Source organism: Streptomyces sp. YIM 121038 (assembly GCF_006088715.1).
In the GTDB taxonomy this organism is placed as follows: Bacteria; Actinomycetota; Actinomycetes; order Streptomycetales; family Streptomycetaceae; genus Streptomyces.
Map to the genome: position 1 here is coordinate 3,630,376 of NZ_CP030771.1, position 26,724 is coordinate 3,657,099.

At 72.4% G+C, this 26,724-nt stretch carries 24 protein-coding genes and 1 tRNA gene; 11 read left to right on the top strand and 14 right to left on the bottom strand.

Annotated elements, in window-relative coordinates; all coding sequences use genetic code 11:
• Positions 1-123: 123 nt before the first annotated feature.
• Positions 124-369 (bottom strand): hypothetical protein, encoded by a 246-nt coding sequence (locus tag C9F11_RS48625; protein WP_249402289.1) that lies wholly within the window; start codon positions 367-369, stop codon positions 124-126.
• Between C9F11_RS48625 and C9F11_RS15090 the strand changes: the two genes are divergently transcribed.
• A complete protein-coding gene (locus tag C9F11_RS15090) occupies positions 368-1,885 on the top strand; it encodes an FHA domain-containing protein (protein ID WP_249402180.1) in 1,518 nt (505 codons plus the stop codon). The genes C9F11_RS48625 and C9F11_RS15090 overlap by 2 nt on opposite strands.
• Positions 1,886-1,927: 42 nt before the next feature.
• On the opposite strand, the gene C9F11_RS15095 is transcribed toward C9F11_RS15090, so the two are convergent.
• Entirely contained in the window at positions 1,928-2,917 is a 990-nt protein-coding gene (locus C9F11_RS15095) for a methyltransferase domain-containing protein (RefSeq protein ID WP_138959792.1), read from the bottom strand.
• An 85-nt stretch (positions 2,918-3,002) separates the two neighbouring features.
• Here C9F11_RS15095 and C9F11_RS15100 point away from each other — a divergent pair, with 85 nt between their 5' ends.
• Positions 3,003-3,407, top strand: a complete 405-nt coding sequence (locus tag C9F11_RS15100; protein WP_138959793.1) for a globin — start codon at positions 3,003-3,005, stop codon at positions 3,405-3,407.
• Positions 3,408-3,425: 18 nt separating this feature from the next.
• Here the strand turns inward: C9F11_RS15100 and C9F11_RS15105 are convergent, their stop codons facing one another.
• From C9F11_RS15105 to C9F11_RS15125, 5 genes are all read right to left on the bottom strand, one after another.
• Complete coding sequence (locus C9F11_RS15105; protein WP_138959794.1) at positions 3,426-4,112, bottom strand: hypothetical protein; 687 nt, start codon at positions 4,110-4,112, stop codon at positions 3,426-3,428.
• Complete coding sequence (locus C9F11_RS15110; RefSeq protein ID WP_138959795.1) at positions 4,109-4,543, bottom strand: thioesterase family protein; 435 nt, start codon at positions 4,541-4,543, stop codon at positions 4,109-4,111. The genes C9F11_RS15105 and C9F11_RS15110 overlap by 4 nt, the downstream gene beginning before the upstream one ends.
• A 1-nt stretch (position 4,544) precedes the next feature.
• Complete coding sequence (gene ettA / locus C9F11_RS15115; protein WP_138959796.1) at positions 4,545-6,209, bottom strand: energy-dependent translational throttle protein EttA; 1,665 nt, start codon at positions 6,207-6,209, stop codon at positions 4,545-4,547.
• 1,608 nt (positions 6,210-7,817) lie between these two features.
• Positions 7,818-9,065: an XRE family transcriptional regulator gene (locus C9F11_RS15120; RefSeq protein WP_138959797.1), complete on the bottom strand. Its 1,248-nt coding sequence runs from the start codon at positions 9,063-9,065 to the stop codon at positions 7,818-7,820.
• Between the two features lie 161 nt (positions 9,066-9,226).
• Positions 9,227-9,562: a winged helix-turn-helix domain-containing protein gene (locus tag C9F11_RS15125; RefSeq protein ID WP_138959798.1), complete on the bottom strand. Its 336-nt coding sequence runs from the start codon at positions 9,560-9,562 to the stop codon at positions 9,227-9,229.
• A 220-nt stretch (positions 9,563-9,782) separates the two neighbouring features.
• On the opposite strand from C9F11_RS15125, the gene C9F11_RS15130 reads away from it, so the two are divergent.
• The 7 genes from C9F11_RS15130 (at position 9,783) to C9F11_RS15160 (ending at position 16,294) form a co-directional block, all read left to right on the top strand.
• The gene (locus C9F11_RS15130) at positions 9,783-10,364 is read left to right on the top strand and encodes a hypothetical protein (RefSeq protein WP_138959799.1); all 582 of its coding nucleotides are present in this window, start codon (positions 9,783-9,785) and stop codon (positions 10,362-10,364) included.
• Positions 10,361-10,777, top strand: a complete 417-nt coding sequence (locus C9F11_RS15135; protein WP_249401742.1) for an XRE family transcriptional regulator — start codon at positions 10,361-10,363, stop codon at positions 10,775-10,777. The genes C9F11_RS15130 and C9F11_RS15135 overlap by 4 nt, the downstream gene beginning before the upstream one ends.
• Positions 10,774-11,562 carry a hypothetical protein gene (locus tag C9F11_RS15140; RefSeq protein WP_249401743.1) on the top strand — a complete coding sequence of 263 codons (789 nt, stop codon included), beginning with the start codon at positions 10,774-10,776 and terminating at the stop codon, positions 11,560-11,562. The genes C9F11_RS15135 and C9F11_RS15140 overlap by 4 nt, the downstream gene beginning before the upstream one ends.
• Positions 11,563-11,564: 2 nt before the next feature.
• Positions 11,565-12,167, top strand: a complete 603-nt coding sequence (locus tag C9F11_RS15145; protein WP_249401744.1) for an HNH endonuclease — start codon at positions 11,565-11,567, stop codon at positions 12,165-12,167.
• 38 nt (positions 12,168-12,205) lie between these two features.
• Positions 12,206-13,840, top strand: a complete 1,635-nt coding sequence (locus C9F11_RS15150; protein ID WP_249401745.1) for an ATP-binding protein — start codon at positions 12,206-12,208, stop codon at positions 13,838-13,840.
• A gap of 251 nt (positions 13,841-14,091) precedes the next feature.
• On the top strand, positions 14,092-14,334 hold the full coding sequence (locus C9F11_RS15155; protein ID WP_138959802.1) for a helix-turn-helix domain-containing protein: 243 nt from the start codon (positions 14,092-14,094) through the stop codon (positions 14,332-14,334).
• A gap of 703 nt (positions 14,335-15,037) precedes the next feature.
• On the top strand, positions 15,038-16,294 hold the full coding sequence (locus C9F11_RS15160; RefSeq protein WP_138959803.1) for a site-specific integrase: 1,257 nt from the start codon (positions 15,038-15,040) through the stop codon (positions 16,292-16,294).
• A 237-nt stretch (positions 16,295-16,531) separates the two neighbouring features.
• Here the strand turns inward: C9F11_RS15160 and C9F11_RS15165 are convergent, their stop codons facing one another.
• From C9F11_RS15165 to C9F11_RS49930, 4 genes are all read right to left on the bottom strand, one after another.
• A complete protein-coding gene (locus C9F11_RS15165; protein ID WP_138966506.1) occupies positions 16,532-18,013 on the bottom strand; it encodes a Cys-Gln thioester bond-forming surface protein in 1,482 nt (493 codons plus the stop codon).
• Positions 18,014-18,337: 324 nt separating this feature from the next.
• A complete protein-coding gene (locus tag C9F11_RS15170; protein ID WP_138959804.1) occupies positions 18,338-18,862 on the bottom strand; it encodes a single-stranded DNA-binding protein in 525 nt (174 codons plus the stop codon).
• Positions 18,863-19,075: 213 nt separating this feature from the next.
• Positions 19,076-20,983 (bottom strand): YfjP family GTPase, encoded by a 1,908-nt coding sequence (locus C9F11_RS15175; protein WP_138966511.1) that lies wholly within the window; start codon positions 20,981-20,983, stop codon positions 19,076-19,078.
• Positions 20,984-20,988: 5 nt separating this feature from the next.
• Positions 20,989-22,593 carry a dynamin family protein gene (locus tag C9F11_RS49930; protein WP_138966509.1) on the bottom strand — a complete coding sequence of 535 codons (1,605 nt, stop codon included), beginning with the start codon at positions 22,591-22,593 and terminating at the stop codon, positions 20,989-20,991.
• Positions 22,594-22,901: 308 nt separating this feature from the next.
• Here C9F11_RS49930 and C9F11_RS15185 point away from each other — a divergent pair.
• Positions 22,902-22,974, top strand: a tRNA-Arg gene (locus C9F11_RS15185).
• A 101-nt stretch (positions 22,975-23,075) separates the two neighbouring features.
• Here C9F11_RS15185 and C9F11_RS15190 read toward each other — a convergent pair.
• Both C9F11_RS15190 and C9F11_RS15195 read right to left on the bottom strand, forming a co-directional pair.
• The gene (locus C9F11_RS15190) at positions 23,076-23,426 is read right to left on the bottom strand and encodes a hypothetical protein (protein ID WP_138959805.1); all 351 of its coding nucleotides are present in this window, start codon (positions 23,424-23,426) and stop codon (positions 23,076-23,078) included.
• Between the two features lie 286 nt (positions 23,427-23,712).
• A complete protein-coding gene (locus C9F11_RS15195) occupies positions 23,713-24,075 on the bottom strand; it encodes an HGxxPAAW family protein (RefSeq protein ID WP_138959806.1) in 363 nt (120 codons plus the stop codon).
• A gap of 109 nt (positions 24,076-24,184) precedes the next feature.
• Between C9F11_RS15195 and C9F11_RS15200 the strand changes: the two genes are divergently transcribed.
• Positions 24,185-24,670 carry a MarR family transcriptional regulator gene (locus C9F11_RS15200; RefSeq protein WP_138959807.1) on the top strand — a complete coding sequence of 162 codons (486 nt, stop codon included), beginning with the start codon at positions 24,185-24,187 and terminating at the stop codon, positions 24,668-24,670.
• A gap of 57 nt (positions 24,671-24,727) precedes the next feature.
• Here the strand turns inward: C9F11_RS15200 and C9F11_RS15205 are convergent, their stop codons facing one another.
• On the bottom strand, positions 24,728-26,647 hold the full coding sequence (locus C9F11_RS15205; RefSeq protein ID WP_138959808.1) for an AMP-dependent synthetase/ligase: 1,920 nt from the start codon (positions 26,645-26,647) through the stop codon (positions 24,728-24,730).
• Positions 26,648-26,724 lie beyond the last annotated feature (77 nt).

Consider the following 26,724-nt stretch of genomic DNA (forward strand, 5'->3'; position numbering starts at 1 on the left):
CATGCCGACCTGCCCGAACGGACACCAGTCGGGTTCCGACGACTGGTGCGAGGTCTGCGGTCACCGCATGGCCGGTGCCGTACCGCCGCCGCCTTCTCCGCCGCCCCCGGCCGCCGGGTACGGCTACCCGCCGCCGGGGCCCGGTGGCCGGCCCGGTCCCGGGCAGCCCGGTCCGCCGCCCGCGCCCGGCGGCCGCCCGCACCTGTCCGCGGTGCCGGACCGCGAGCCCCAGCTGTGCCCCCAGTGCCGCACCCCCCGCGAGGCGAACGCGCCGTTCTGCGAGGAGTGCCGCTGGAACTTCCTGACGAACACGGCGACGTCGTACACGCCCGCCGCGCCGAACCCGCCGCTGCCCACGTCCGCGGGCATGCCCGGCCCCGGCGGGGCGCCCGGCGGCCCGCCGCGGCCCGGCTTCGACGGGTCCGCTGGGCCTGGCGGGCCCGGTCCGCACGGTGGCCCCGGCGGTCCTGGTGGGCCTGGTGGCCGCGGTCCGTTCGGTGGTCCCGAGGGGCCCGGCGGCCCCGGGCGTGCGCCGGGTGGGCCCGGCGGTCCTGGTGGTCCTGGTCCGTTCGGTGGGCCCGGGGGTCCTGGCGCGGCCGGGGGCCCCGGTGGGCCGGGTGGTCCCGGCGGCCCCGGGGGTCCTGGCGCGCCTGGCGGCCGTGGGCCGTTCGGTGGGCCTGACGGTCCCGGTGGGCCCGGCGGCCCGGGTCCGGGTGGTCCCGGTCCGGGTCCGGGTGGCCCTGGCGGTCCCGGTGGGTTCGGTGGCCCGGAGGGTCCCGGTAGGCCGGGCGGTCCGGGCGGTCCCGGCGGCCCGGGCGCGGGCGGTCCCGGTCCGGGTGGTCCCGGTCCCGCGGGTGGCCCTGGTCCGTTCGGTGGCCCGGAAGGCCCCGGCGGCGCCCGTCCCTTCGGCGAGGGCCCCGGTGGGCCTGGCGGCGGACCCGGTGGCCCCGGCGGGCCCGGTGGCCCCCGCCCGTTCGGCGGCCCGGAAGGCCCCGGTGGTCCCGGCGGCCCCCGTCCCTTCGGTGGCCCCGGTGCCCCGAACGGCCCTGGCGCGCCCGAAGGCCCCGGCGGGCCGGGCAGCGGTCCTGCCGGGCCCGGTGGCCCCGGAGGCTCCGGCGGCCCCAACCCCGGTTCCCAGTTCCCCCCGTCCGCGGGCTCCGGCTCCGGCCACGACCCCTTCGACTACCAGGGCTCCCGCCCCTCGCAGGTGAACCGCCCCGCCGAGCCGATCCCGCCCTTCGGCGGCGGCCCGTCCGCGCCGCCGCCCGGCGGCCCGGAGAGCGGCGCGCCGCAGGGGTTCCAGCAGGGTCCCCCGGCGCCGCCCGCGTTCCCGCGCGAGACCGGTGCCCCGCAGGGGCCCCCGCCGCCGGGCCCCGGCCCGTCGGGTCCGCTGACCGGTGGCGACGACTGGGTCCTCTCGCCTCCCTCGGCCGAGGCCCCCGCACAGGGCTTCCCGCCCCAGGGGCAGCCGCAGGGCCCGGGGACCTGGACCGCGACCGTCGGCCCCGACCGCGAGTACTTCATGGCGATGATGCAGCGCAGCGGCCCCGAGGCCGCGGGCCTGAACCTGCCCGCGTACTCGCCCGAGCAGCACCGCCCGCTGGTCGGCAACCAGGTCACGATCGGCCGCCGTCGGCACTCCACCGGCGACACCCCCGACATCGACCTGTCGGTGCCGCCGGAGGACCCGGGCGTATCGCACCAGCACGCGATCCTGGTCCAGCAGCCCGACGGCGGCTGGGCGGTCGTCGACCAGAACTCGACCAACGGCACCACGGTCAACGGCGGCGAGGAGCCCATCCAGCCGTTCGTCCCCGTCCCGCTCCAGGACGGCGACAAGGTGCACGTGGGCGCCTGGACGACGATCACCGTCCGCCGCGACTGACCCCACCGCGCACAGCACGACCCGAGGGCCGTACGCCCGCCGTCACAGCGGCCAGGCGTACGGCCCTTCGGGGTCGTCCAGCCACGCCCACGCGTACTCCCCGCTGACCGTCACCCCGAACCGCTCCCGCACCGGCCGCCGCTCCCGCTGCCACAGCGCGAGCGCCTCGTACGGATCCAGGGTCCCGGCCGTCAGCTCCAGGAGGAAGCGGAACAGCTCGCTCTGCAGCGCCCGGCGCGGCAGCCCCCCGAGCTGCGGCTCCTGCGCCATCCGGCCGCTGCCGCCGCGCAGCGGCACGAAGTACGCGGGCGTGTGCAGGAACCGCCCCTCCGCGTGGGTGGCGTCCCGCACCCGCAGCGCGATGAGCCCCGTCGCCAGGGGCGCGAGCACAAGGGCCCCCGGACGGCACTGCGCCAGCCACGGCCTCGGCACCGAGTTCAGCGTGCAGGTCGCGACGATCCGGTCGTACGGCGCCCGGCGCGGACACCCCGCGGCCCCGTCCCCGGTGACCACGGTGGGCCGGTACCCGGCCACGGCGAGGTGCCGCCGCGCGGACTCGGTGATCTCCGGGTCCAGGTCGACGGTCGTGACGCGGCCGTCCCCGAGCCGGTGCGCGAGCAGCGCCGCGTTGTAGCCGGTGCCCGCGCCGATCTCCAGGACGTCGTACGGCCCGCCGTCACCGACCCGGAGCTCCACCAGCATCTTGGCCATGAGCGAGGGCTGGCTGCTGGAGGAGAGCAGCTCCCCGTCCCGGACGCGGGTGGCGAGCGGCGCGTCCGCGTACGCCCCGCGCAGCCACCTGGCCCGCCGCACCGGGTCGGGGTCCTCGCCCCACAGCCGCTCGTAGCCCCCGGTCTGGCTCACGTAGTAGTAGGGCACGAACACGTGCCGCGGCACCGCGTCGAACGCCTCCCGCCAGCCGGGATCGCCGTCGAAGGCACCGCCCGCCTCGATGTCCCGCACCAGAGCGGCCCGCGCCTCGGCGGCGACGACGGGGTCGGGTTCGTCCCTGAGCGGAGCTTGCGCACCCATACCCCCACTGTGCTGCTCCCGGCCGTCCGATGCGAGCGGTCCTAAGCCTTCCGTCCTCGGCCACGGCGTCTGAGACCATGGAGAGGTGAATGAGATCCCGCGCGGCACGCTTCAGGAGCAGACCTTCTACGAACAGGTCGGCGGCGAGGAGACCTTCAGGCGCCTGGTGCGCCGGTTCTACGAGGGCGTCGCCGAGGACCCGCTCCTGCGGCCCATGTACCCGGAGGAGGACCTGGGCCCGGCCGAGGAGCGCCTCGTGCTGTTCCTGATGCAGTACTGGGGCGGCCCCCGCACCTACAGCGACAACCGCGGCCACCCGCGGCTGCGCATGCGCCACGCCCCCTTCACGGTCGACCGCGCGGCCCACGACGCCTGGCTCCGGCACATGCGCGCGGCGGTCGACTCCCTGGACCTCACCGAGGAGCACGAGCACACGCTGTGGAACTACCTGACCTACGCGGCCGCCTCCATGGTGAACACCCCGGGCTGAGCGGGCCCGCCACGCGCCTCAGGCGGGCGTGACGGACAGCGCTCCGACGCCCGCCCGCCGCAGCGCGACGGACCCGTAGGGCGTGCGGAGCCGCAGCCAGACCCCGGCCGACAGCAGGTCGAGGGAGTCCCCCCGCAGGAACCCGAGCGACTGCGCGGCGTGCGCGGCCCGCACGGGCAGCCCCGTGCCCGGCACGACGCGGGACCAGATCTCCCGCCCCACCCGGTCCAGCTCCGCCCTGACCCTCCGCTCCGGCGCCAACTCCTCCACCCGGGCCCGGAATTCGGTGACGGCACCCCGCACCAGGGCCCGCACCTCGGGCGCGGCCGGAAGGCCGGGGACGCGCTCCCAGCCGCCCCGCGGCGGCAGCACACCGGCCCACGGCGGCCCGGTCACGGCGGCGGGCACGGCGGCCGTGCCCGCCGTCCCCGCCGATTCCGCCGAATCACCCACGGACTCCAGGAACTCGCCCGCGGACACCGTCACGTCGAGCGAGGTGTCCAGCCCGTCCTCGTACGGCTTGGCGAGCCGCGCCGTCCGGATCGCGAGGACCTCGAACGACGGCGGCCGCCCGAACACGGCGAGCGTCTCCCCCGCCGCCTGCAGCCGCACCGCGGCCGCCTTGTCGTAGTGGACCAGACGGGCCAGGAAGGCGGCCAGGTCCGCCGCCTCCCCCGGGTCCACGAAGTGCAGCCGCGCGGTCATGCGACCAGCGCCTCCGCACCGCCCGCGCCGTCGTCCTGGTACTCCTCCAGGACCGCGCGCTCCTCGGCGGTGATCCGCCGGGGACGCTGCGCCCGCAGGTCGAACGGCACGACGACCGTCGTCGCCCGCACGTACACCTGCTCCGGGTCCTTGATCTCGTACGAGACCGTCAGGGACGCGGCGCCTATCTTCGTCACCCACGACTCGATGGTGACCGGCTCGTGCCGGTGCACCAGCGGCCGCAGATAGTCGATCTCGTGCCGTGCCACCACGGACCCGCCGGAGAACGACGGGCCGTCCTCCGACGAGAGCCGGAACATGAAGTCGATGCGCGCCTCTTCCAAGTACCGCAGGAAGACCGCGTTGTTGACGTGCCCGAAGGCGTCCATGTCCGACCACCGCAGCGGGCAGCTGTACAGATGACGGGCCATGTCAGCCCCGGGTGAGCTTCTTGTACGTGGCGCGGTGCGGACGGGCCGCGTCCGGGCCCAGGCGCTCGATCTTGTTCTTCTCGTACGACTCGAAGTTGCCCTCGAACCAGAACCACTTGGACTCGCCCTCGTACGCCAGGATGTGCGTGGCGACGCGGTCCAGGAACCAGCGGTCGTGGGAGACGACCACGGCGCAGCCCGGGAACTCCAGGAGCGCGTTCTCCAGGGACGACAGGGTCTCGACGTCCAGGTCGTTGGTCGGCTCGTCGAGGAGCAGCAGGTTGCCGCCCTGCTTGAGGGTCAGCGCCAGGTTGAGGCGGTTGCGCTCACCGCCGGAGAGCACGCCCGCGGGCTTCTGCTGGTCCGGGCCCTTGAAGCCGAACGCGGACACGTAGGCGCGCGAGGGCATCTCGACCTGGCCGACGTTGATGTAGTCCAGCTCGTCGGAGACGACGGCCCACAGCGTCTTCTTCGGGTCGATGTTCGCGCGGCCCTGGTCGACGTAGGAGATCTTGACGGTGTCGCCGACCTTGATGCTGCCGGCGTCCGGGGTCTCCAGGCCCTGGATCATCTTGAACAGCGTGGTCTTGCCCGCGCCGTTCGGACCGATGACGCCCACGATGCCGTTGCGCGGCAGCGTGAAGCTCAGGTCGTCGATGAGGACCTTCTCACCGAAGGCCTTGGAGAGGTTGTTGACCTCGACGACGATGTTGCCCAGGCGGGGGCCCGGCGGGATCTGGATCTCCTCGAAGTCCAGCTTCCGCATCTTGTCGGCCTCGGCGGCCATCTCCTCGTAGCGGGAGAGTCGCGCCTTGGACTTGGCCTGCCGCCCCTTGGCGTTGGAGCGGACCCACTCCAGCTCTTCCTTGAGGCGCTTGGCGCGCTTGGCGTCCTTCTGGCCCTCGACCTTGAGGCGGGTGGCCTTCTTGTCGAGGTACGTCGAGTAGTTGCCCTCGTAGGGGTGGGCGCGGCCGCGGTCGAGCTCCAGGATCCACTCGGCGACGTTGTCCAGGAAGTACCGGTCGTGGGTGACGGCGACGACGGTGCCCGGGTACTGCGCGAGGTGCTGCTCCAGCCACTGCACGGACTCGGCGTCCAGGTGGTTGGTGGGCTCGTCGAGGAGCAGCAGGTCGGGCGCCTCCAGGAGCAGCTTGCACAGCGCGACGCGGCGGCGCTCACCACCGGAGAGGTTGGTGACCGGCCAGTCGCCGGGCGGGCAGCCCAGGGCGTCCATGGCCTGCTCGAGCTGGGTGTCCAGGTCCCACGCGTTCGCGTGGTCGAGGTCCTCCTGGAGCTTGCCCATCTCCTCCATGAGCGCGTCCGAGTAGTCGGTCGCCATCAGCTCGGCGACCTCGTTGAACCGCTTGAGCTTGTCCATGACCTCGCGGGCCCCGTCCTGGACGTTCTCCAGGACGGTCTTGGACTCGTCCAGCGGCGGCTCCTGCAGGAGCATGCCGACGGTGAAGCCGGGCGACAGGAACGCGTCGCCGTTCGACGGCTGCTCCAGACCCGCCATGATCTTCAGCACCGTGGACTTACCGGCGCCGTTCGGACCCACGACACCGATCTTCGCGCCAGGCAGGAAGTTCAAGGTGACGTCGTCGAGGATCACCTTGTCGCCGTGCGCCTTGCGCGTCTTGCGCATGGTGTAGATGTACTCAGCCAAGAGAAACCGTCCGGCAATCAGTGTGTGGGCAGATACACCCCATCTTGCCGTACGGCTAGCCCCAGGCGAAAACCAGTATGTGCGGGGGCCCTGACCAGGGGCGCAAAGGTCAGCCGCGCACGCGGCAACCGTCGCTACCTGTCGTTGTTGGTCGTCGTCGGGCACCCTCGGACGGCCCACAGACGGCCCCACGGGCGGCCCGTGACGACCTCTACCGGTAGAGGCCGGAACCTCTAGCGCTAGAGGTCTCACTAGCGGTCTGCACCGCCTCTGACCAGGGTGGTAGACGCTAGAGGCTGCCTTCGCGGAATCAGCGGATAGCCCCTGGGGCAGGGTCTGCGGCGGTCGCGCCGAGAGCTCTAGCGGCTCGGGCCCGACGCTCCCAGCGGCTCGCGGCCACGAGTCGCGAGAGCCGCTATCGATAGCGGCAGGGGGCGCTAACGTTAGCGCCCCTGATAGCGGCCCAAACCGCTGTCGACCTGGTCGCTAGCAGATAGCGAGGCACCTGGGCAGACCCCGGAATCCGGCCACTAGGGGCCTCCCGGGAGGGGCGCCGCCGGATCGCTATCAGCCCCGGCCGGACCGCGCGCGGCTGCCGGCCGTTGCGGGGGAAGAGCACGAAGGAGCGGCCTGCGGCCGCACGATCTTTGGCAGCTCGCTGCGCTCGCGCGCCCGGTCACCGTGGACTGGCCCCGATCCGGCGGCTGCGGGCCGTGGGCGGCCGTGACGGCTGCCTGACGCCTGACACTGTCACGGCGCCTGACACCCAAACCCCTAGGCACACGCGGTGTCACGCGCCCTGACACCCGGCCTGACGCCTGACGCTGACACCGCTTGACGCTCACCCTGACGCCCCGCCGACCGCGCCACACGACGGCATTTCAGGGGAAGGGAGAGCGCCCCCGCCTTGGAAGGCGGTCCTGTCGGCCTTCCAAGGCGGCGCGGCAGCCCTGGCCCACCCTGAAATGCCGTCGTGTGACGCTCCGTACAGCTCACCGTGACTCCGGCACCTGGAGCACGCCGTGACTCGTCACATGTGACGGGCCCGTCACACCCAAACCCCTAGGCAGACGCGGGCGTGACGCGCCCATCACAGCGGTCGTCACACCGCATCACACCTGCCTGTCACAGCATCTGGCCCAAGCAAGAAGAGCACCCCGCCCCGCCCGGTGCTCTTCTTGCTTGAACCGACCGCGCATACCGTGATCGCGCCGTACCTGGAGAGCCTTCCTTCTTCTCTTACTAGAGAGTTGAGAGGGAATAGCGTCCGCAGCGTCCGCCGGGCGACGCTCACCCCATCTGACCTGCGCTGTTCCTGCGGACGCTAAACAAAATGTTTAGCGTCCGCAGCGTCCGGACACACCCTGTCACCAAGAGCGTGTTTCAGCAGGTCAGGGCAGCTCTCAGCAGATGGAGGGGTGCGGACGCTGCGGACGCTAACCCACGCCGGGAGCCTCGAAGAGGCCACCACCCGGACGCCGGGTGGCCTCTTCGCGGCGTCGACGGCCGGTCGTGCGCGACGATGCTCAGCGCGGTACGGCGACTGTCGCGCGCGAGCGCAGCGAGCTGCCAAGGGTCGCGCGGCCGAAGGCCGCTCCACACTGTTCGCTACTGAGGCAGGAAGCCGGGGGCCGTCTGCCCCAGTTCGCGCAGATGCGCAAGGTAGTCCTGAGTCGCAGGCTCGGACGCGTAACGGCGCTTCATCTCCGCCGCAAGCTCGCGGCTGATCATGATGAGTGACGGAACCGACTGGCGCTCCCCTTCGAGAGCTCGCTCCCCCAGGATGAGTGCTTGTTCGAGGTCACCTTCCCGCGCGGCCGTCACGCCCAACGTGACGCGTGCTTCCGCGTTGCGCATCGGCGCCCGCTCCGTGCCGTCGAAGTCCGTGCCTGCCCGGAGAACTTCCTCAGCAAGCGTCCGGGCCAGCTTGTCCTCTCCCACCAAGCGGTAGCAGTCCATCGCGTAGTAGTCGAACTTCGCGGGGTCCACCACGAAGTGGTTGTCTAGGTTCTCCGGATGCGGCATCCCTTCGAGCAGGTTGCGCCCCCTGTCGAGCGCCACCTCAACCCGTCGGCGGTCCCCGAGCCGAGCCCATGCCTTGGCCTCCTGCGCGGCAAGCTGCACGGCTACGCCCTGGTGGGCGGCCACCTCTGTCCCTGCCTGTGCCGCTGCGACGACCCCGCGGTAGTCCCCCGTCGTGAGCGCGAACCAAGCTCGCATCTCATGGGCCCAACCGGCGACTTCAGCATGGTCCGCTTCGGTTGCCAGTGACAGGGCGGCCCGGCGCGTCGACTCGGCTGCATGGCGGTCGCCCATGTCGTACTCCACGCACCCCACGAGGAGTGCTAGCCAGCCGGACAGGGACAGTACCTCGCGGTGCTGCGAGAGCGTCAGGCTCTTGGAGTGGAGCTCTACGACGCGGCGGAGCCACTGGCGGCCTTCGATGAGAAGCTGTCCGCTCGGCATGAATGGGTACTCCGAACAGAGCCGATCTGTAGTGATCCGCAGTGCGTCGAGCGTGGCAGCGTCCACGTCGGACCGGTTGAGACGGCTCACGATCTCCAGTGTCTCCATGCCGCTCACGGCCAGGATTTCCCTGTCTCCATCCCGACGCGGCGGCGCGGGGAAGAGCGCGTGCGTCACGGTGCCGAAGACCGCCGCGATCAGAGGTTGGTAGAACTCGTTGGGGCTCTGCCCAGACTCCCAGCGCTTCCACTGCCGGATCAGGCTGTCATCTGCGGGAAGTTCTCCGTCCGCGTGGGCACGAAGCGCTCTTACCGCGTCTCGCTGGGACCAGTCGCGCGCCGCACGTTCGGCCGCAATGCGCCGTGCCCAAGCGGGCCTGCCGTCGCTCATACGCCCTCCTCCGAGTGCCTACGCTCCGAGTCTCACCCGCGGCCCGGGGGGACAGGGAAGGGGACAGCAAGGTGACACCGGACATGTCCCCTGCTTCGGTTCACTGCCCCCCTCAGTGTCACTTACGTCACAGGCCGCCGTGCTCGCATTCTGGTTCCAGATCAAGCACCGCCAGAGTGAGAGCGGTTCTCCAGCGCTTCGAGCCGTTCAGACAGCATCTGAATCTGGGAGCGGATTTCCTTGATGTCATCGCGCACGTCGGCCGGAGGCACGGTTCCATCGCCGACAAAGTTGCCGAGGTTCCCGGCCGAGATGACCAGCCCTTCGGCCTTCAGCTTGTTCAGTCCGTTTTGGATGGTTTGGCCCGCGAATCCGAACCGGTCAGCCAAGTCCTTCTGTGACGGAAGTTGCTGGCCGGGCTCCATCGTCTTGATGTCCTCGCGGAGCGCGTCCGCGACCTGTTCCGCCTTCGTCTTGGGCAAGCCTGTGGCAGTCATGCTCTGAGGGTACCGGCGCACACCACAGCGAACTAGTGCACTCCAACTCAGGGGTTGCGCACTAGCGTGTACTAGTGCACGCTAGTGCATGCAAAGCCGACCGCCACAAGGCGAGCGCACGACAAAAGGCCCTGGTCAACGCCGGGGCGAAGAAGCAGGGAGCGGCTCCCTACCGCCAAGCAGATAGCCGCTCCCCGACCCTCGAAGGGGTACCTCCATCATGCCTGGAACTGTCATGGAGCAGGGCACCGCGCAGGATGCGGTCTTAGGGATCACCCGCAGCGAACTCGGCGTTCTGCTGGACCACTTGCGGGAGATCCGGCAGTCGATCTCCGGTATGGAGCGGCGGATCGACGCGCTGGAGAACGCGGCGCGCATCCCGGCCGTGTCGGAGGCAGCGCAGCCGGTCACGATCGTCGCGAGCGGCCCGGTCGGCCGCCTGGTGGACAACGTGGACGTGCTCGGGGACCCGGAGCCGGGAGCTCCCATGCGAGTGACCGTGGACGTGTGCTCGCACCTGTCGTTCGGTGAACTGCTGGCCCTGCTGCTGTTCACGCCGGGTCTGAACCTGCTGTGGTCCGAGCTGGAGGACGACGACGCTGCGGTCCGGGAGAGCGTGAGCTTCGCCGTGCTGGCCAATGATCTGCTGGCCCTGGACGACCGCGCGGACTACGCCCTGTCCCTGTACCAGCGGCGGCCGCAGGCCTGCGCCCCGGCGGGGCTGGCGGTGACGGACATGGACCCGACGTACGTGTACTGCGTGGGGCAGGCCATCCAGCGGGTCTACGGGGTGACGGCATGACCATCACGAGGGAACGCGAGCGGACGCCTTCGCTGGTGACCGTGACGGTCAACGGACCAGTTCCCCCGCAGCCGCAGGCGCTGCGGGCCGCGAACACCCCGTTGGGGCACGCCCGGCTGGCGCGCGGCTGGTCGCAGGACAAGACGGTGCGGGCCCTGCGTCTGCTCGCGGAGAACTGGGGCTGGCAGATCGCTGCGGAGACCTCGCTGAAGGTACAGCTGTCCCGCTGGGAGCACGAGTCGGGCCGTCCCAGCGAGATGTACCAGGTACTGCTGTGCGCGCTGTACCGGGCCACGCCCGATGAACTCGGCTTCCGCCGGACGCCGGTGACGGTGAAGGCGCTTCAGAACCGTATCGACGACCTGGAAGCCCTGGTGTGCACGCTCACCGCTGAGCGGGAGGCGCAGGCATGAGCACTACTGCCCTGGACGCCCTGTACACGCAGGTGCGGACCGCTGCGGCGCCGGTCGTCTCCCTTTCAGGGATGGACCGGCGCCGGGACGGCGACACCTTCGCCACCATCCCCGTGGCCGGGCTGGAGCTGACGGTGGGCGAGGCAGCCGCCGCGCTGTTCGAGACGGCTGCGGAGGATCTCGCGCTTCCGGTGCCCAGCACCGACGCCCTGTACGCGGCGCTCACCGCCGCCGTGAACACGCTGGGCCCAACGGGAATCGCGGAGCACACGCCCGAGTTCGAGGGCCTGGACGGAGACCCGGTGGAGTGGCCCGAGGTGGCCACCTGCCGCAGGTTCGCCTACCGGCTGGCCCTGTCGTTCTGGTACGCGGGAGCGCGCTCGCGGCCGATGACGGCCGGGGAGGTCGGCGCGGCGGTGTACCTCTCCAGCCTGAACCGCTACCGGGCGGAGGTCTTCCGTGAACTGCCCGGCCGCAAGCTGCTGCTGGCCCGCGCGATCCACGAGGGCGCCACGGCGGTGCCGACCGAGACCCTGATCCGCCTGGGCGCGGTGATGGGCGGAGAGCTCGGCGGAGCCGACCGCGACCGCGAGCGGGAGTGGCTGTACAAGCAGGCCCTGCCCGACTACCACCGCCGCCGCTTCGCGTTCGACCTGGTGCGCTTCGACCGCAGTCAGCCCGCGCCGCTGGTCGTGCGCCCCGACTCCGGCGGCTACACCATCGGCCTGACCCCGCCGCCCGGCCCTGACGGCACCTGGCTGCGGCCCCTGCGGGCGGAGTGGTAGCCGTGCGCCCCGGACATCCCCTCAACTCCGCGCGGCGGCGCGTGCGCAAGGAACAGCTCGCGCGCCGCCACGGGCAGCGCTGCGCCTACTGCCGCCGCCCGTTCTCCTGCCTGAGTGAGGCCACCCTCGATCACGTGGCACCGTGCTCACTGTGGCGCTCGTGGTCGGTCACCTCCCTGATGCTGGCCTGTGTCGACTGCAACCACGCCAAGGCCAACCAGCTGCCGCTCTCGCTCGCCCTGGTGCTGTGCGCGGCGCTGCGGTCGACGCCCGTCAACGACGCTTCGACGCCCGTCGCCCCGACCGTCGACGCCCCGACTGTTCACGTCAATGGCCCCGCGCTCACGGCCGCTCATGCCGTGTTCACGGCGCCGTTCACGCTCGGCCTCTGGCGGCTGCTGGCCCGACTCGCACACGCCCACCAGCCGACGTTCACGGCCGTGTGGTCGCCCGACCCGACCGGCCGACGGTCGACCCCTGACCGGCCTCAATCGGCCTGCCACGACCGCCGTGAACAGCACCCGTCGGCCCGACCGAACTGCCTGCGCGCACCCCGACCAGTGCGGACGTGCACGGGCTCGACTGGAGAGGCGGTGTGCGCGTGAACGCGATGAACGGCCGCATGAACGGATCGGCCCGACCCGTGAACACGGTGAACGGCGCCGTGAACACCACGGCCGACCCGGTGAACACCCCCACACCCGACGCGAGTCGGGCGGCCGTCGATCGGACCCGGTCGACCGGCCGTCGGCCCGACCATGGCGACGATGGCGGCAAGAAGCCTCCCGTGGCGGCCCGGATCGTCGATATGGCGCGGGAGGAGTACCGGTTCGTGACGTCTCCCGACGGCCGCCCCTACGCGGTCGCCCTGGACGGGCCGAACGTCGCGCTGCCGCTGCGGAACAAGGGCGGCTTGCGGCAGCGGCTGGCCCGGCAGTTCGCCGACGCCTACCCCGGAGAAGTCGCCTCGCAGTCCGCGCTCGCGGACGCCATGACCGTGCTGGAGGGCATCGCCGATTCCGGCGACCCCGAACCGGTGCACCTGCGCGTGGGACGCGACCCCGCCGGCGGAATCGTGGTCGACCTCGCCAGCGCCGACGGCCGCGCGGTCCAGGTCACCGCAACCGGCTGGAACGTCGTGGAGCGGGCCCCGGTGCTCTTCCGCCGCTCCGGGGCCATGGCACCGATGCCCGCCCCCGTCCTGGACGGCGACGGACTGGCCAAGCTGCACGCCCTGCTCAACATGGACCAGCCCTCGTTCCATCAGCTCGTGGCGTGGCTGGTCGCGGCCTGGATTCCCGACATCCCGCACCCCGCCCTGGTGTGCAAGGGCGAGCAGGGCACGGGCAAGTCCAAGGCCGCGCAGATGTTCATCAACCTCATTGACCCGTCCCCGGCCGCCAAGCGCAGCCAGCCACGCGACGAAAAGGCCTGGTCCCGCCAAGCGTTCAGCTCCTGGGCCCTGTGCCTGGACAACGTGAGCACGATCCCGCCGTGGCTCTCGGACACCCTGTGCAAGGCCGTGACCGGTGACGGTGTGGTCGACCGCGCCCTGTACACCGACGACGACGTGGTCGTGCTCACCTTCAAGCGGGTGCTGGCCCTCACCACCATCGACGCCGGGGCACTCGCCGGGGACCTGGCCGAACGCGTCCTCCTGCTGGACTTGCAGCTCATCGACTCCGAACACCGCCGCTCCGAAGAGGAGTTGGACGCCACCTTCGAAGCGGTCCGTCCGGCCGTGCTCGGCGCTCTGTTCGACGTGCTGGCGTGTGTCCTCGCGGTCCTGCCGGGGGTGCGGCTGGCGTCCATGCCTCGCATGGCCGACTTCGCCCGCGTCCTGGCCGCAGTCGACCAGACGCAGGGCTGGAACACCCTGAACGACTACCTCGCCACCTCGGCGAACGTCGCCACCGACGCCCTGGAAGGCGACCTGTTCGCCATGGCCATCGCCCGCCTGGTGGAGCAGGCGGGCACCTGGCAGGGCACCGCCGGGCAGCTCCTCGAGACACTGCCCGCACCACTGGTCCGCCCGCCGAACTGGCCCAAGGACGCCACCCGCACCAGCGGACGCGTCAAGCGCCTCGCCCCGCTCCTACGCTCCATCGGAATCATGGTCGACGACACGCAGCGTAGCCGCGACCGGACCCGTCACAAGCTCCTCACCCTGTCCCGCGCACCCGACGAGGACGAGCCAGCGTCCGCACCCGAACAGGGCCCGCTCTGGCCGGAGGTGGCCCCGCCGGGGCACGGCAGAACCCCGCACGACCAGCCATGACGTAGCCGGAACACCTGCCGGGCCGGGCCGCACACCAGCGGCCCGGACACGTCGAAACCTGCGGACGCTACAGCCGCCCCGCGTCCTCAGCGTCCGCACTAGCGTCCGCACCCCGCACCCCCGCTGGCCTGCCACAACGCGGCCGTGCGGACGCTGGGAAGCTGCGGACGCTGAAATACACCAACTCTCTAGGACGGCAACCGGCACCACTCCCACGCACCGCATCCCGGACACGAGGAGTCACCACCGCCATGCCCCCCGCCGACGAGCCGACCGATCCGCGCGAGACCCTGCGCGGCGGCCTCCCGGACCGCTACCTCACCCCCGAAGACCTGGTCACCATCTTCAGCCTCCCCAGCGTCGAAACCGTCTACCAGTGGCGCCGCAAACGCATCGGCCCCACCGGCTTCCGCGTCGGCCGCTACCTCCGCTTCAACCCCGCCGCCGTACAAGCCTGGGAAGCCGAACAGACCGCCCTTAACGACGCGGCCTGAACGGCTGCTAGGCCTAGCGCCCACCCCTGCTAGGCCTAGCACCCCCACTAGCGGCCGATCCGCCCCCTGACCAGCCACCTAGCGCCTAGCACCACCACCCGCCGAGACGCCCGAAACGGGCCCGGACGGCGGGGGAGGCAGCACCCGCCGGGCCGGGGAAGGGGGAGAACTCCCCCCGAACCTTCCTCGGCCGCCTCCCCCGCAGCCACCTGCGGAAACACCCCCAGGGGGAGGCGGGGGAGGCCCCGCCGGAGCTCCCCCGAAACCCCCTCAGACGGCCGCTTCGGGCCCCCGTCTCCACCTCCCCCACCGCGCCCCGGCGGGCACCGCGAGCGGCAGGGAGGCACCACCCGCCACCCCAGGGAGCCAGGGAGAACTCCCTGACCACCTCCCTGCTCCGCCTCCCTCCACCTGACCAGCGCAAACAGCCCCTCAGGGAGGCAGGGAGGCACGCCCCCAGCACTCCCGGAAGCCCCCTCAGGAAGCCAACCGAGACCCCTGTCTCCACCTCCCTGAAACCCCACCGGAGGGCGCTACCGATAGCACCCGCACCCGCTACCGGTAGCAGGCCCACTAGCAGCCCAAACCCCCAGTGATCAGGCCCGTAGCAAGTAGCGGGCCCGGTCCAGCACACCCCGAAACCGGCCGGACGGGCGCCACCAGGTCCCACCGCGCCCTGCTACCGAGAAGGGAGTCAGCCCCGATGGCTGGCCATGTCCAAGACCGTTGGTACAAGACCGAGACCGACGCCGACGGCAAGGAGATCAGGGTCAGAAGCGACCGTTACGGCACGGGCCTGCGCTACCGGGCCCGCTACATCGGACCCGACGGCACCGAGAAGTCCAAGAGCTACGCCGACGGCAAGAAGCGGCTTGCCGAGAAGTGGCTAACGCGGATCGAAGCGGACATGGACGCGGGGCAGTTCATCGACCCAAAGGCCGGACAGATCACGTTCGGGGAATACGCCGAGAAGTACCTAGGCGGACTGACAACCGATCTGGGCAGCCGTGAAGTCGTGTGCCGACGCATCCGGTTACATGCCGTTCCCTATCTGCGCACGCGCCCCATGGGATCCTTCAAACCCGAGCACATGCGCACCTGGTTGAACCAGCTTCAGCTAGCGGTGCCGAACGGGACTTACCGCCGTGCGATCTACGATTCGGTGTCGTCGCTCTTCAACGCTGCCGTAGACGATCGCGTGATCAGGTCGAACCCCTGTCATGCCCAGTCGGTCAAGTCTCCGATCCCTGAAGACCGACTGATCGTGCCGTGGCCCGAAGAGCGGGTAGTGGCTGTTCGCGAAGGGATGCCCCCGCGGTACGCCGCCACTGTGGACGCTGGCGGCGGATGCGGGCTCCGCCAAGGTGAGGTGTTCGGCCTTGCCGAGGACAACGTGGACTTCGACACCGACTGGGTGCACGTCCGACAGCAGATCAAGCGTGTGGGCGGCGTCCTGGTCTTCGCCCCGCCCAAGCGCGGCAAGCTTCGGGACGCGCCGCTCAGTCCGGTGGTGGGGGCGGGGCTGCGTGAGCACATGGAGCTGTTCCCACCCGTCGACGTAAAGCTGCCGTGGAAGACGCCGGACGGACCGCTGGTGACGCGGAAGCTGATCTTTACGAGCGGCGTGGGCAAGGCCATCTGGCGCAGCTACTTTGACGATCACGTGTGGAAGCCCGCCCTGGCTCATGCCGGTGTGATTCCCCCCAGGAAGCCGGGCCAGCGCTACGCCGCCGCCCCGGACGACGGCATGCACGCGCTGCGGCACTTCTACGCCTCGATGGTCCTGGAGGGCGGAGGCAGCATCAAGGCGCTGAGCACCTACCTCGGGCACTCCGACCCCGGGTTCACGCTGAAGATCTACACCCATCTCCTCCCCAGCAGCGAGGAGAAGGCTCGGGCTGCCGTGTCGGCCGTGTTCCAGCGGATCCGCCCGGCCCCGGAGCTCCCGGTGGCGGCCTGACGGCCCCCAGACGGCCCACGGCCCGTGCTCGGCCCCTGGTTGGCGGTTCTCCCGCTGGTCAGGGGCCGTTCGCATGGTCGGGCTCGGCAGAAACACCCCATCTTGCCGTACGGCTACCCCCCGGAGAAAACCGGATAGCCGTGCGGCCCGCCCGACCCGTGGGGGCCACCCGTCAGGAGTGCGGGTGGTGGACCCGGGGCCGGTGGCACACACCGTGGCAGGGTGGTCACGATGTGCTTACTCCTCGGTCGGGGTGGCCTTGTCGGTCCCGGCCGGGTCGTTCTTCTTGCGGAGCAGGAACACCGCGCCGCCGCCGACCACGACCAGGGCGATCGCGAGCCCTGCTATCAGGGGCGTGGCGTTCGACCCGCCGGTCGCCGCGAGGTCACCGCCCCCGGACGTACCGCCCGCCGACGCGGGGCTCGGCTGGGGCGCGGGCTGCGCCTTGCCGCCGACGCCGACGACCGCACCGGCTTCGGTCCGGCAGTCGAGCACTCCGCTGAAGCGCTTCTCGAAGCCGCCGGGCCCGGTGATCGTGAAGTCGTAGGCCTGGTCCTCCTGGAGCGGAATCGTCACCGTGCGTGACTCACCGGCCTTGATGGTGTGCTTGGCGCCCATCAGACTGAAGGTGAACGGCGCGTCGCCCTTGTTGCTCGCCGTGATGTCCACGCCGGACTCCGCGCAGTTCTTCTCCGCGGACAGCGCCGGTATCGGGCCCTTGCGCGCCCAGTGCGCGGTCGCCGTCGCGGCCACCGTCGACTCGCTGGAGCCCGCGAGGATCTGCGTCTGGCTCCTGGTCTCGGAGGTGAAGGCCCGCCCGACCGGCACGGTCGTGGACGCCTGCACCTCCAGCGAGGCCATGCCGTCCGGCGTGCCCTTGGGGACGGCGAAGTACAGCTTGCCGCCGTCGGACACCGACTTCGCCGGCTTGCCGTTCTTGCCGACGACCCGCACGCCGCTCGCCGGGTCGGCGGGGGGTATGACGGTCACGCTGTCCGCGCCCGTCCGCACGGTCACCGGGCCGAGCCGCTCCCCCGCGCGGCCGGACACGGCGGGCGGCTCCAGGGTCAGCGACGCCTTCGGCTCGGGGCTTGTGCGCGCGCTGCGCTCCAGATAGTCCGCGAGCTTCTCGGCCCGCGGGTCCACCGCCTCCACCTCGACCCCGGCGGTCCGGCCCGTCCCGTGCGACTTGCCCGCCCGCTCCGCTCCCTTCGCCTTCTCCGCCTTCTGGGCCTTCTCCGAGTAGCGCCAGATCGCCACCTGGGTGCCCGCCGCGGCCGTCTCCTCGGTGAGCGAGCCCGCGCCCGCCTTGCGGGCCAGCTCCGCCAGGTCGTTCACCTGGGGGTAGGAGTGCTGGAGGATCCAGCGGATCTTGCCCGCGTCGCGGTTGGCGTGCAGGGACGTGCCGCGCCAAGGGGTCTCCTTGTACTGCGCGTCCTTCTGCGTGGGGTTGTGGAGGTCGACGCAGTACGTCTGGAGGGTGCCGCCGTTGTCCACGGACATCTCGAAGAGGCCCGCGGGGATTCGCTGGCTTTCGCCGTCCTCGCGGATGACGGCCTGGCTGTAGGTCGTCAGGCCGTCCAGCGTGGCGGTGGCCCCGCCCCGGTACGGCGGGGCGTCCGTCGCCACGGCCGCCGCCGCGGTGGCTGTCGCGCCCGCCGAGACGAGCCCGGACGCGACCAGCGCGGCGGCGAGGCGCGCGGCACCCCGGCCCCGTATGGACAACGCAGCAATCACAGAATTCCCCTCCGGGCAGGACCGATTCACATGGGGGGACGGGTCCCGCCAGCAGACTCAGAGCGAGCAGAGTCACCTGCCGAGCGCTCCACTCGGGCATCAACTGACCCACGCAGCCACGCCCGGAATCCTAAAGACGCGACGCATCGCCGTTCCCAGTACGACCGTCCGACAACCGATCCGAATCGGAATCGTTATCGGCAACGCCCCCGTTGAGCTGGGCTTATCGATAAATCCATGGTTCCGTTCCCCTCATTTCACAGGGGGACGGCGGGCGTTGGACGCGGGGCCGGGCCTTCCGGCGCCTCAGCCGACCGCGGCCGGTTCCGGGTGGGCGTCGGCTGCGGCTTCGGGCTCCGCCCGCACCGTGGCCGTGGCATCCGCCACCGCGCCGCTCGCCTTCTCGGCGCCCGGGTCGGCCCCTTCCGCGGGGGACTCCCAAGCGGGCTCGCGCTCCATCGGCGCCTGGGCCGGCGCCCTGCCGCGGCGGAACGCGGACGTCCCCCGCGCCAGGTCGTGACCGATCGCGTGCGCGTCGATGTCCACCGACAGCCAGTGCTGGCCGCCGCGCTCCTCGTCCTTGATCTTCAACCTGCCCTGCACGATGACCTGTTCGCCGAGCGACAGCGAGCTCTGCACATTCAGGCCGAGGGCCTTTCGGGCCCAGACCGTGAAGAAGTTGGTGTGCCCGTCCGCCCACTCGTTGCGCGCGCGGTCGAAGTGACGGGGTGTCACCGCGATCCGGAAGCGTGTCACCGGGCCGGACGGCAGCTCCCGGAACACCGGTGTCGTGGCCACCCGCCCCACCACCGTGATCATCGTGTCGTTCATCGTCGGGCCCCTCCCTCGCACACCGCGTGCGGGCCTCTCCCGCGTCGGCGGCGGTCGCGACGACCGCAGATCCAGACTGCGCCGGTCCGGCCGGGCCCGCTGAGCGCTGTGCCGTACCCACGGGTTGTGGACAACTCCGTCACCCGACGGAGGCCCTCCGCTTCCCGCCCGGGCCCCGGCCCCGGCCCTCGGCCGGCCCCCGGCCCCGGCCCCTCACCCCCGCTGAGCCACCCGCACGTACTGCTCCCGCACCTCGCGGTACCGCAGCAGCTCCGCCGCCACCGGGTCGAGCACCCGTGCCCGGCCGCACCCCGAGGCCGCCTCCCGCAGCCTGCGTTCCGCCTCGAAGCCGTACCGGCGCGCGGGTCCGCGTGCCGCCATCCGGCTCAGCCACTCCACCCCGGGGCCGCCCAGGATGCCCGCGAGCATCAGCAGCACGGGCACGCCCAGGTTCGGCGTCGCGACCCCCACGATCTGCGCCACCAGCCAGAGCCCGCCGACGACTTGGAGCAGCGTCATCACCGCCTGCGCGAACACCGCGACCGGCCACCAGCCGGGCCGGGGCGGGCGCCCCCGCGGCAGCCCGGCCCGCACGGCCAGCTCGTCCAGCGCCTCGGGCAGCCCCTCGGCGCCGCGTGCCGCCGCCTCCCGCACGGCCTGTCCCCAGGGCGTGGGCAACCCCGTCGCCGCCTCGTCGGCGACCGTGCGCACGGCGTGCTCCACGCGCGCGCGTGCCGTGGCCTCCTCGTCGACGGGGGCGCGGGTCACGGGCGCGACGATCGACCCGAACGGCGAGCGGCGCGCCTCGTACCAGCGCCACAGCCGCAGCCAGGGCGTACCGCACGCCTTGTTGGCGTGCCTGCGCCAGGCGCGCTCGGCGGCCTGGCCCACGGCGGTGGCGCCCACCGCCTCCGCGAGCCGGTCGGCGAACTCCTCGCGGGCCTCCTCGCTGAGCCCGACCCGCCCCCGGCCGACGGCGGGCCCCGCGTCGGCGGCGTACACCGGGCGCAGGCGCGCGGCCGCCGCGTCCAGGTCCGCCTCCACGCGGCGCGCGGCGGCACGCCGCTCGCGCGTGAACTGCCCGAGCGCCTCGCGCAGATCTCCGACGCCGTCGCCGGTCAGCGCGGACAGGGCGAGCACCGCGGCGCCCGGTTCCCCGTGCTCGCCCAGGGCGATGCCGTCCTCGTCGAGCAGCCTGCGCAGATCGTCGAGCACCTGGTCGGCGGCGTCCCCGGGGAGCCGGTCCGTCTGGTTGAGCACGACGAACATGACCTCGGCGTGGCCCGCCATGGGCCGCAGATACCGCTCGTGCAGGACCGCGTCGGCGTACTTCTCCGGGTCGACGACCCAGATGACGGCGTCCACGAGCCGGAGGATGCGGTCCACGTGCCGCCGGTGGTCCTCGGCCGCCGAGTCGTGGTCGGGCAGGTCGACGAGGACGAGCCCCTCCAGGGCCTGGGCGTCGGTCCCCGGGAGGGGCCTTCTGCGCAGCCGACCCGGAATGCCGAGCCGGTCGAACAGGCCCGCGGCGCCATCCGTCCAGCTGCACCCGATGGGCGCGGCCGTGGTCGGCCTGCGGACGCCGGTCTCGGAGATCATCACGCCCGCGAGCGCGTTGAACAGCGTCGACTTGCCGCTGCCGGTGGCCCCGGCGATGGCCACGACGGTGTGCCGGTCGGACAGCCGCCGCCGGGCCGCCGCCTCGTCGAGGACGCGCCCCGCCTCGGCGAGCGTGGCGCTGTCGAGCCGCGTCCTGGAGAGGCCGATCAGCTCCCGCAGTGCGTCGAGCCGGGCCCGCAGCGGCCCTTCGTAGAGGGCGGTCGCCTCGGCGGCTGCCTCGTAGGGGCCGTCGTGGTCGTAGGCCTTCTCGTAGCCGGAGGAGTGCGCGTGCGGGGAGGACGTCCCGTAGGCGGACGGGCTTTCGCCCCCTGTCGGGCCCCGGTCCCCCGTCCCCGTAGAGCCCGTGCCCGCCGAATCGTCGCCCCCAGGGGAGCCATGGCCACCGGCCCCGGCCCGCCGTGCGATGAGGCCGTCGTCCCAGATGCCGTCGGCCTCCCGCGCGCGGGAGGCCGGGTCTTCGGGCCGGTCGGCGTGGTCGGTGTGATCCGTGACGGCGGTCACCGCGGTCACCTCTCCTTCTGCAGTACGGACAGCGCGGCGATGAGTTCGGCCTGGGGTTCGGGGTGGACGCCGAGCGCGTCGAGGGGGGCGAGGCGCCGCTCCCGCTCCGCGCCGAGGACGGTGTCCAGGTAGTCGGTGAGCAGCCGGCCGCCCCGGTCGCGCAGGCGCAGCGCGCCGTGGGCGCCGACCCGTTCGGCGAGGGACTCCCCCGCGGAGCGCGCCCGGCGCCCGCCGAGCAGGGCCGTGGCGAGCAGCGCGGTGAGGACGTCGGGGTCGGGCGGGGCGCCCTTGTCTACGCGGTCGAGCGCGCGGACCTCGTCCTCCACGTACTCCTCCAGGACGCGCCGCCAGCGGCGCACGGCCATCCCTACGCGGTGCTCCGCGCCGTCCTCGCGCCGCGGGACGAGGCTGGGGAGTCCGGCGGCGGGTTCGCGGCGCCAGGCCTCGTCCACGCGCTCGTCGGCGGCGGTGACGGCGCACACCAGGAGCGTCTCCAGGCCGGCCGAGACGGCGTCCAGGAGCTCTCCCGGGCCGCAGTCGAGGGGATAGGCCCGCCAGCGCTTCAGCGCGTCCCCGGCGAGCACGGCGCCCGTCTGGAGCCGTTCCCGTACGCGCGCGTGCTCGCCCTCGTACGCCTCGTCGACGGCTGCGGTGAGACGCAGGGCGGCCGCGTGCTGGGCGGCGACGGCACCGGCGAGTTCGGGCATGCGGGAGTTCAGCGAACCGAGCACTCCGTGGGCGGTGCGCGCGATCGCCTCCTCCCGGGCCGCGGTGTCCTGCGCGCGGTCGGCGAGCCAGGTCAGGAGCGGCGCCACGGCGGTCGCGGGCAGCAGTCCGCCGCCGCCCGCGGACTCGGGCAGCTCGGGCACGGTGAAGCGGGGCACGTCGCCGAGGCCCGCCTTGGCGAGCAGCGCCTCGTACTGCCGGGACACCTCCGTGACGACCTGGTGCGGCACGCGGTCGAGGACGGTGACGAGGGTGGCGTCGTGCTCCTTGGCGGTGCGCAGCAGGTGCCAGGGCACGGCGTCGGCGTAGCGGGCGGCCGTGGTGACGGTGACCCACACGTCGGCGGCACAGATGAGTTCGGCGGCCAGGACGCGGTTGTCGGCGACGAGGGAGTCGATGTCGGGCGCGTCCAGGAGGGCGAGCCCTCTGGGCAGCGTGTCGGCGGTCTCCACCCGCAGCACGCGGCTGCCGTCGCCGTCCCTCGCGCCGTCCTCGCCGTCCTGGAGGGGCACCCACACGCGCGTGAGGTCCGGCAGCACCCTCATCCCCGCGAACCAGTGGTGGTCCTCCGGATGGCAGACGAGCACCGGTGTACGCGTCGTGGGCCGCAGCACACCCGCCTCGCTGACCTGACGGCCCACCAGGGAGTTCACGAGCGTGGACTTCCCGGCCCCCGTGGACCCGCCGATGACGGCGAGCAACGGTGCTTCGGGAGCCCTGAGCCGGGGCACCAGATAGTCGTCGAGCTGGGCGAGAAGCTCGTCCCGGTTGGCACGCGCGCGTGGCGCCCCCGCCAGGGGGAGCGGAAAGCGTGCGGCGGCGACACGCTCACGCAGGGTGGAAAGCGCGTCAAGCAGCTGAGGCCGTACGTCCAAGGTCACCACATACGAAGAATGCCCAATTTTGATGGCTTTCTGAAGCATATGGGCACGCCTGCGCGCCGATCGGACAGACGTGACGGAAGGGACGAGTGGGGCACAGGCATAACGAGTGCACAACACCCGGGGCGCCAGGCGCCAAAAGCGCTGCGAGATTCGCACCTGCCTGCGATTATCAGGACCGCTTCACCGAACCTCCACATCACGGTGCGGAGGTGAAGCACCAGGGACAAGGACCCGGGAGCCCTATCCTTGTCCCCGGCAAGGTCACGGACCGGCCCCACACCGGGCTCCAGGCCACCGGCCACCACCCGGCCCCCGTAGCTCAGTGGATAGAGCAGGTGCCTTCTAAGCACTTGGCCGCAGGTTCGAGTCCTGCCGGGGGCGCACCTCATCGGCCTTCCTTCGGGAAGGCCTTTTCGCTGCGGGTACGCGCGCGGGGCCCGGCCCCCGGGCACACCCGCGGCCAGGCCCCGCCCAGGCCCCCGTCACGCCGGGCGCGCCCCCCGCGCCCCTCGGCCGTGCGCCAGCCTGCCGAGCAGCGCCGCGTTGCACAGCCCCGCCGCCGCCGTGCCGACGGCGAAGATCGACGGGGCGAGCCAGGTGAGGGAGGACTGCTCGGCGGGCAGCGACGCCAGGAGGGCGAGGACGCCGAGGGGCGCCGTGGCGAGGAACGGGTAGAACCCGGCGAGCCCCGGGTCAGGGCCGACGTACCAGGCCCCCAGGAAGAACGCCAGGGCCGCCGCGACCACCGCGAGGTAGGCCCGCGCGAGCCAGGTGTCCGTGGCGAGCGCGAGCAGGCGGCGCAGGCGGCGGCGAGGGCGGGAGGAAGGCGGCATCGCGGGTCCTTGGGCTCGGTCCGGTTGGGCGAGCACCACTGTGGCCCGGCGGCCCGCTCCCGGCATGAGTACGCGTACTCACCGGAGCGGCCACCGAGCCGGAGCCCGTGACATGAACGCGCATCCACCGGCACGGCCACCAAGCCGGACCCCGCGGCGGCACGGGTGCACGCACGCACCGGCGCGGTCACCGGGCCAGAGCCCCGCGGCATGAACGCGCACCGTCCGGCGCGGGCACCGGACCGGAGCCCCGGCACGAGCAAGGCCGGGCCCCCGCCGGGCCCCTTCACGCGACCGGGTGCGCCACCTCGTCCTCGCTCTCCCGCCGGGAGGGCGCCACCGCCGCCCCAGGAGCCTCGCCCCGGCGGCCCGCCAGACGGCAGCCGACGCAGCCCGGGTGCCCCGCGCGCGCCGCGCTGTCGCGCCGCCTCATGGGCCGCTGGGACGCCGGCCTCGGGCCCGGCCCCTTGCCCCAGCCCGCCAGGTGCAGGAACCAGGTGACGAACACCGCGAGGGCCATCACGCCGAGCCCCAGCCAGATGCCGGGGCGCCAGCCGGTGATGCCCACTCCCGCGATCAGCGCCCCCACCGTGCCGACCGCGCAGCCGGTCCAGCCGGCGATCGTGTGGCCGTCGTCATGTGTACTCACGTGTCGCGCCCTCCCCGTGCCCGTCGGGGCACGGCCTGGCCGCACCCCGGCACCAGACGTAAGATGCCTTAGCGAGTAAGCAATTTATCTTACGTACTAAGGGATTTCAATGGAGGGCAAGCGCCACCCCAGCGCGTCCGCGCAGGACGTGGTCGCCGCGGTGGACGACCTCGTCGCGACGAGCGTCATCGGGCAGCAGGAGTTCGCACGGAACCTCGGCCTGTCCGTCACGGACCTGATCTGCTTCGCGTACGTCCTCCAGGCCGGGGACGACGCGGTCACCGCGGGCGAGCTGGCCACCCGCGCGCACGTCACGACGGGCGCGGTGACGGGCATCCTCAACCGCCTGGAGCGCGGCGGGTTCGTGACCCGGCGCCCCGACCCCGCCGACCGGCGCCGGGTGCGCGTCGTCGCCGTACCGGCCGCGTCCGCGCGCGTGCGGGAGATCTACGAGCCGTACTACGCGCGCCTGATGGCGCTGTTCGACGACTTCACGCCGGACGAGATCGCCGTGATCGCCGCCTGGTCCGCGCGCGCGAGCGCCGTCGCGCGCACCTACCTGGAGGAGTCGTGCGAGGAGCCGGACGCGCCCTGACGCCCAGCCCCGGCAGGGCACTCAGCTCCGGTAGGACATTCAGCCCCGGCAGGACGCTCAGCTCCGGTAGAGCGCCTCGATCTCCTGCGCGTACGCCTGCTCCACGGCCCGTCGCTTGATCTTCAGGGACGGGGTGAGCAGCCCGTTCTCCTCGCTGAACTCCCCCTCCACGACCGCGAAGCGGCGAATGGACTCGGCGCGCGACACCGCTTCGTTGGCGTGGTCCACGGCCTTCTGGAGGTCCGCGAGGAGCTTCGGGTCGCGGCGCAGCTCGGCCAACGGCGTGCCCGCGGGGTGCTTGCGGACGGCCAGCCAGTGCGCCACGGCCTCCGGGTCGAGGGTGATGAGCGCGCCGACGTAGGAGCGGTTGTCGCCGACGACGAGGCACTGGCCGACGAGGGCCCGGCCGCGCAGCCGGTCCTCCAGGACGGCGGGCGAGACGTTCTTGCCGCCGCTGGTGACGATGATGTCCTTCTTGCGGCCGGTGATGGTGAGGTAGCCGTCCTCGTCTAGGGCGCCCAGGTCGCCGGTGGCGAACCAGTCGCCGGTGAGGACGGCGTCGGTGGCGTCCCGGTCGTTCCAGTACGAGGTGAAGACGATGCCGCCCTTGATGAGCACCTCGCCGTCGTCCGCGATGCGCACCGCGGTGCCGGGCACCGGCAGGCCGACGGTTCCGGGGCGCGGCCGCAGCGGCGGGATGATCGTGGCGGCCGCGGTGGTCTCGGTGAGACCGTAGCCTTCGTAGATGACGATTCCGGCAGCGTAGAAGAACAGGTTGAGCTGTCGGTCGAGCGGGGAGCCGCCGCTGATGGCGTAGCGCAGACGGCCGCCGACCTCCTTGCGGATGCGCCGGTAGACGAGCAGGTCGTACAGCGCCCAGCCGGCGCGGAGTCCGACGGACGGGCCGGGTCCGGTGCCGAGGAACCCGTTCAGATGCGCCTCGGCGAAGCGCACGCCGATCCGCTCCGCGCGGTCGAAGGAGGCGCCCCTGCCGATGCGTTCGGCGGTCGCGCGCCCGGTGTCGTGGATCTTCTCGAAGAGGTACGGCACCCCGACGACGAACGTCGGTCTGAAGGCGCGCAGTTCGGGCCGAAGATCGTCCGGCTTGATGCTCGGACAGTGGCCGAGTTCGATGCGGGCGAGCATGCAGGCGATCTGGATGCTGCGGCCCAGGATGTGGGCGAGCGGCAGGAAGAGCAGCGTGGCGGCCCGTTGGCCGGTGATCGCCTTGAAGACCGGGTACAGCAGGTCGACGGTGTTGGCCGCCTCGGCGTGCAGATTGCCGTGGGTGAGGACGCAGCCCTTGGGACGCCCCGTGGTGCCGGACGTGTAGCAGAGGGTGGCGATGGTGTCGGGGGTGAGCGCCGCGCGCCGCTTGGCGACCTCCTCGTCGCTCACCTCCTGCCCCCGCTCGGCGAGTTCGAGGACCGCGCCGTCGTCGATCGTCCGGACGGCCGGGGGCACGTCGAGGCCCGCGGTGGCGTCCCGTGCCGTCGCGGCGTTCGCCGGAGACTCGGCGAAGAGCAGGCTCGCGCCGGAGTCCCGTACGATCCACTCGATCTGCGCGGCCGACGACGTCGGGTAGACGGGCACGGTCTGGCCGCCCGCCGCCCAGACGGCGAAGTCCAGCACCGCCCACTCGTAGCGCGTACGGGACATCAGGGCGACCCTGCCGCCCGGCGCGAGCCCCGCCGCGATCAGGCCCTTCACGGCCGCGGTGACCTCGCGGGCGAAGGCCGCGGCCGTCACGGGCCGCCACCGGCCCGCCTCCTTGCGGCGCAGCACCACGGCGTCGGGGGCCTCGGCGGCGTTGGTGAAGGGGATGTCGGCCGTGCTGCCGTGCGTGGCCTCCGGGGCGAGGGCGGGGACGCGGGCCTCGCGCACCACGCCGTGCTCGTCCCGGACGAGGTCGACCTCGGCACGCCCGGCGAGACCGGGGTGACGCCGCGCCTTCTTCAAGTCCTTGCGTACGCCCATGACGGCTCCCGGTACGTGTCCGTGGTGCGGATGCGGGTGCGTGCGGTACGAGTGCGCGTTGCTGCGCGGCGTGCATG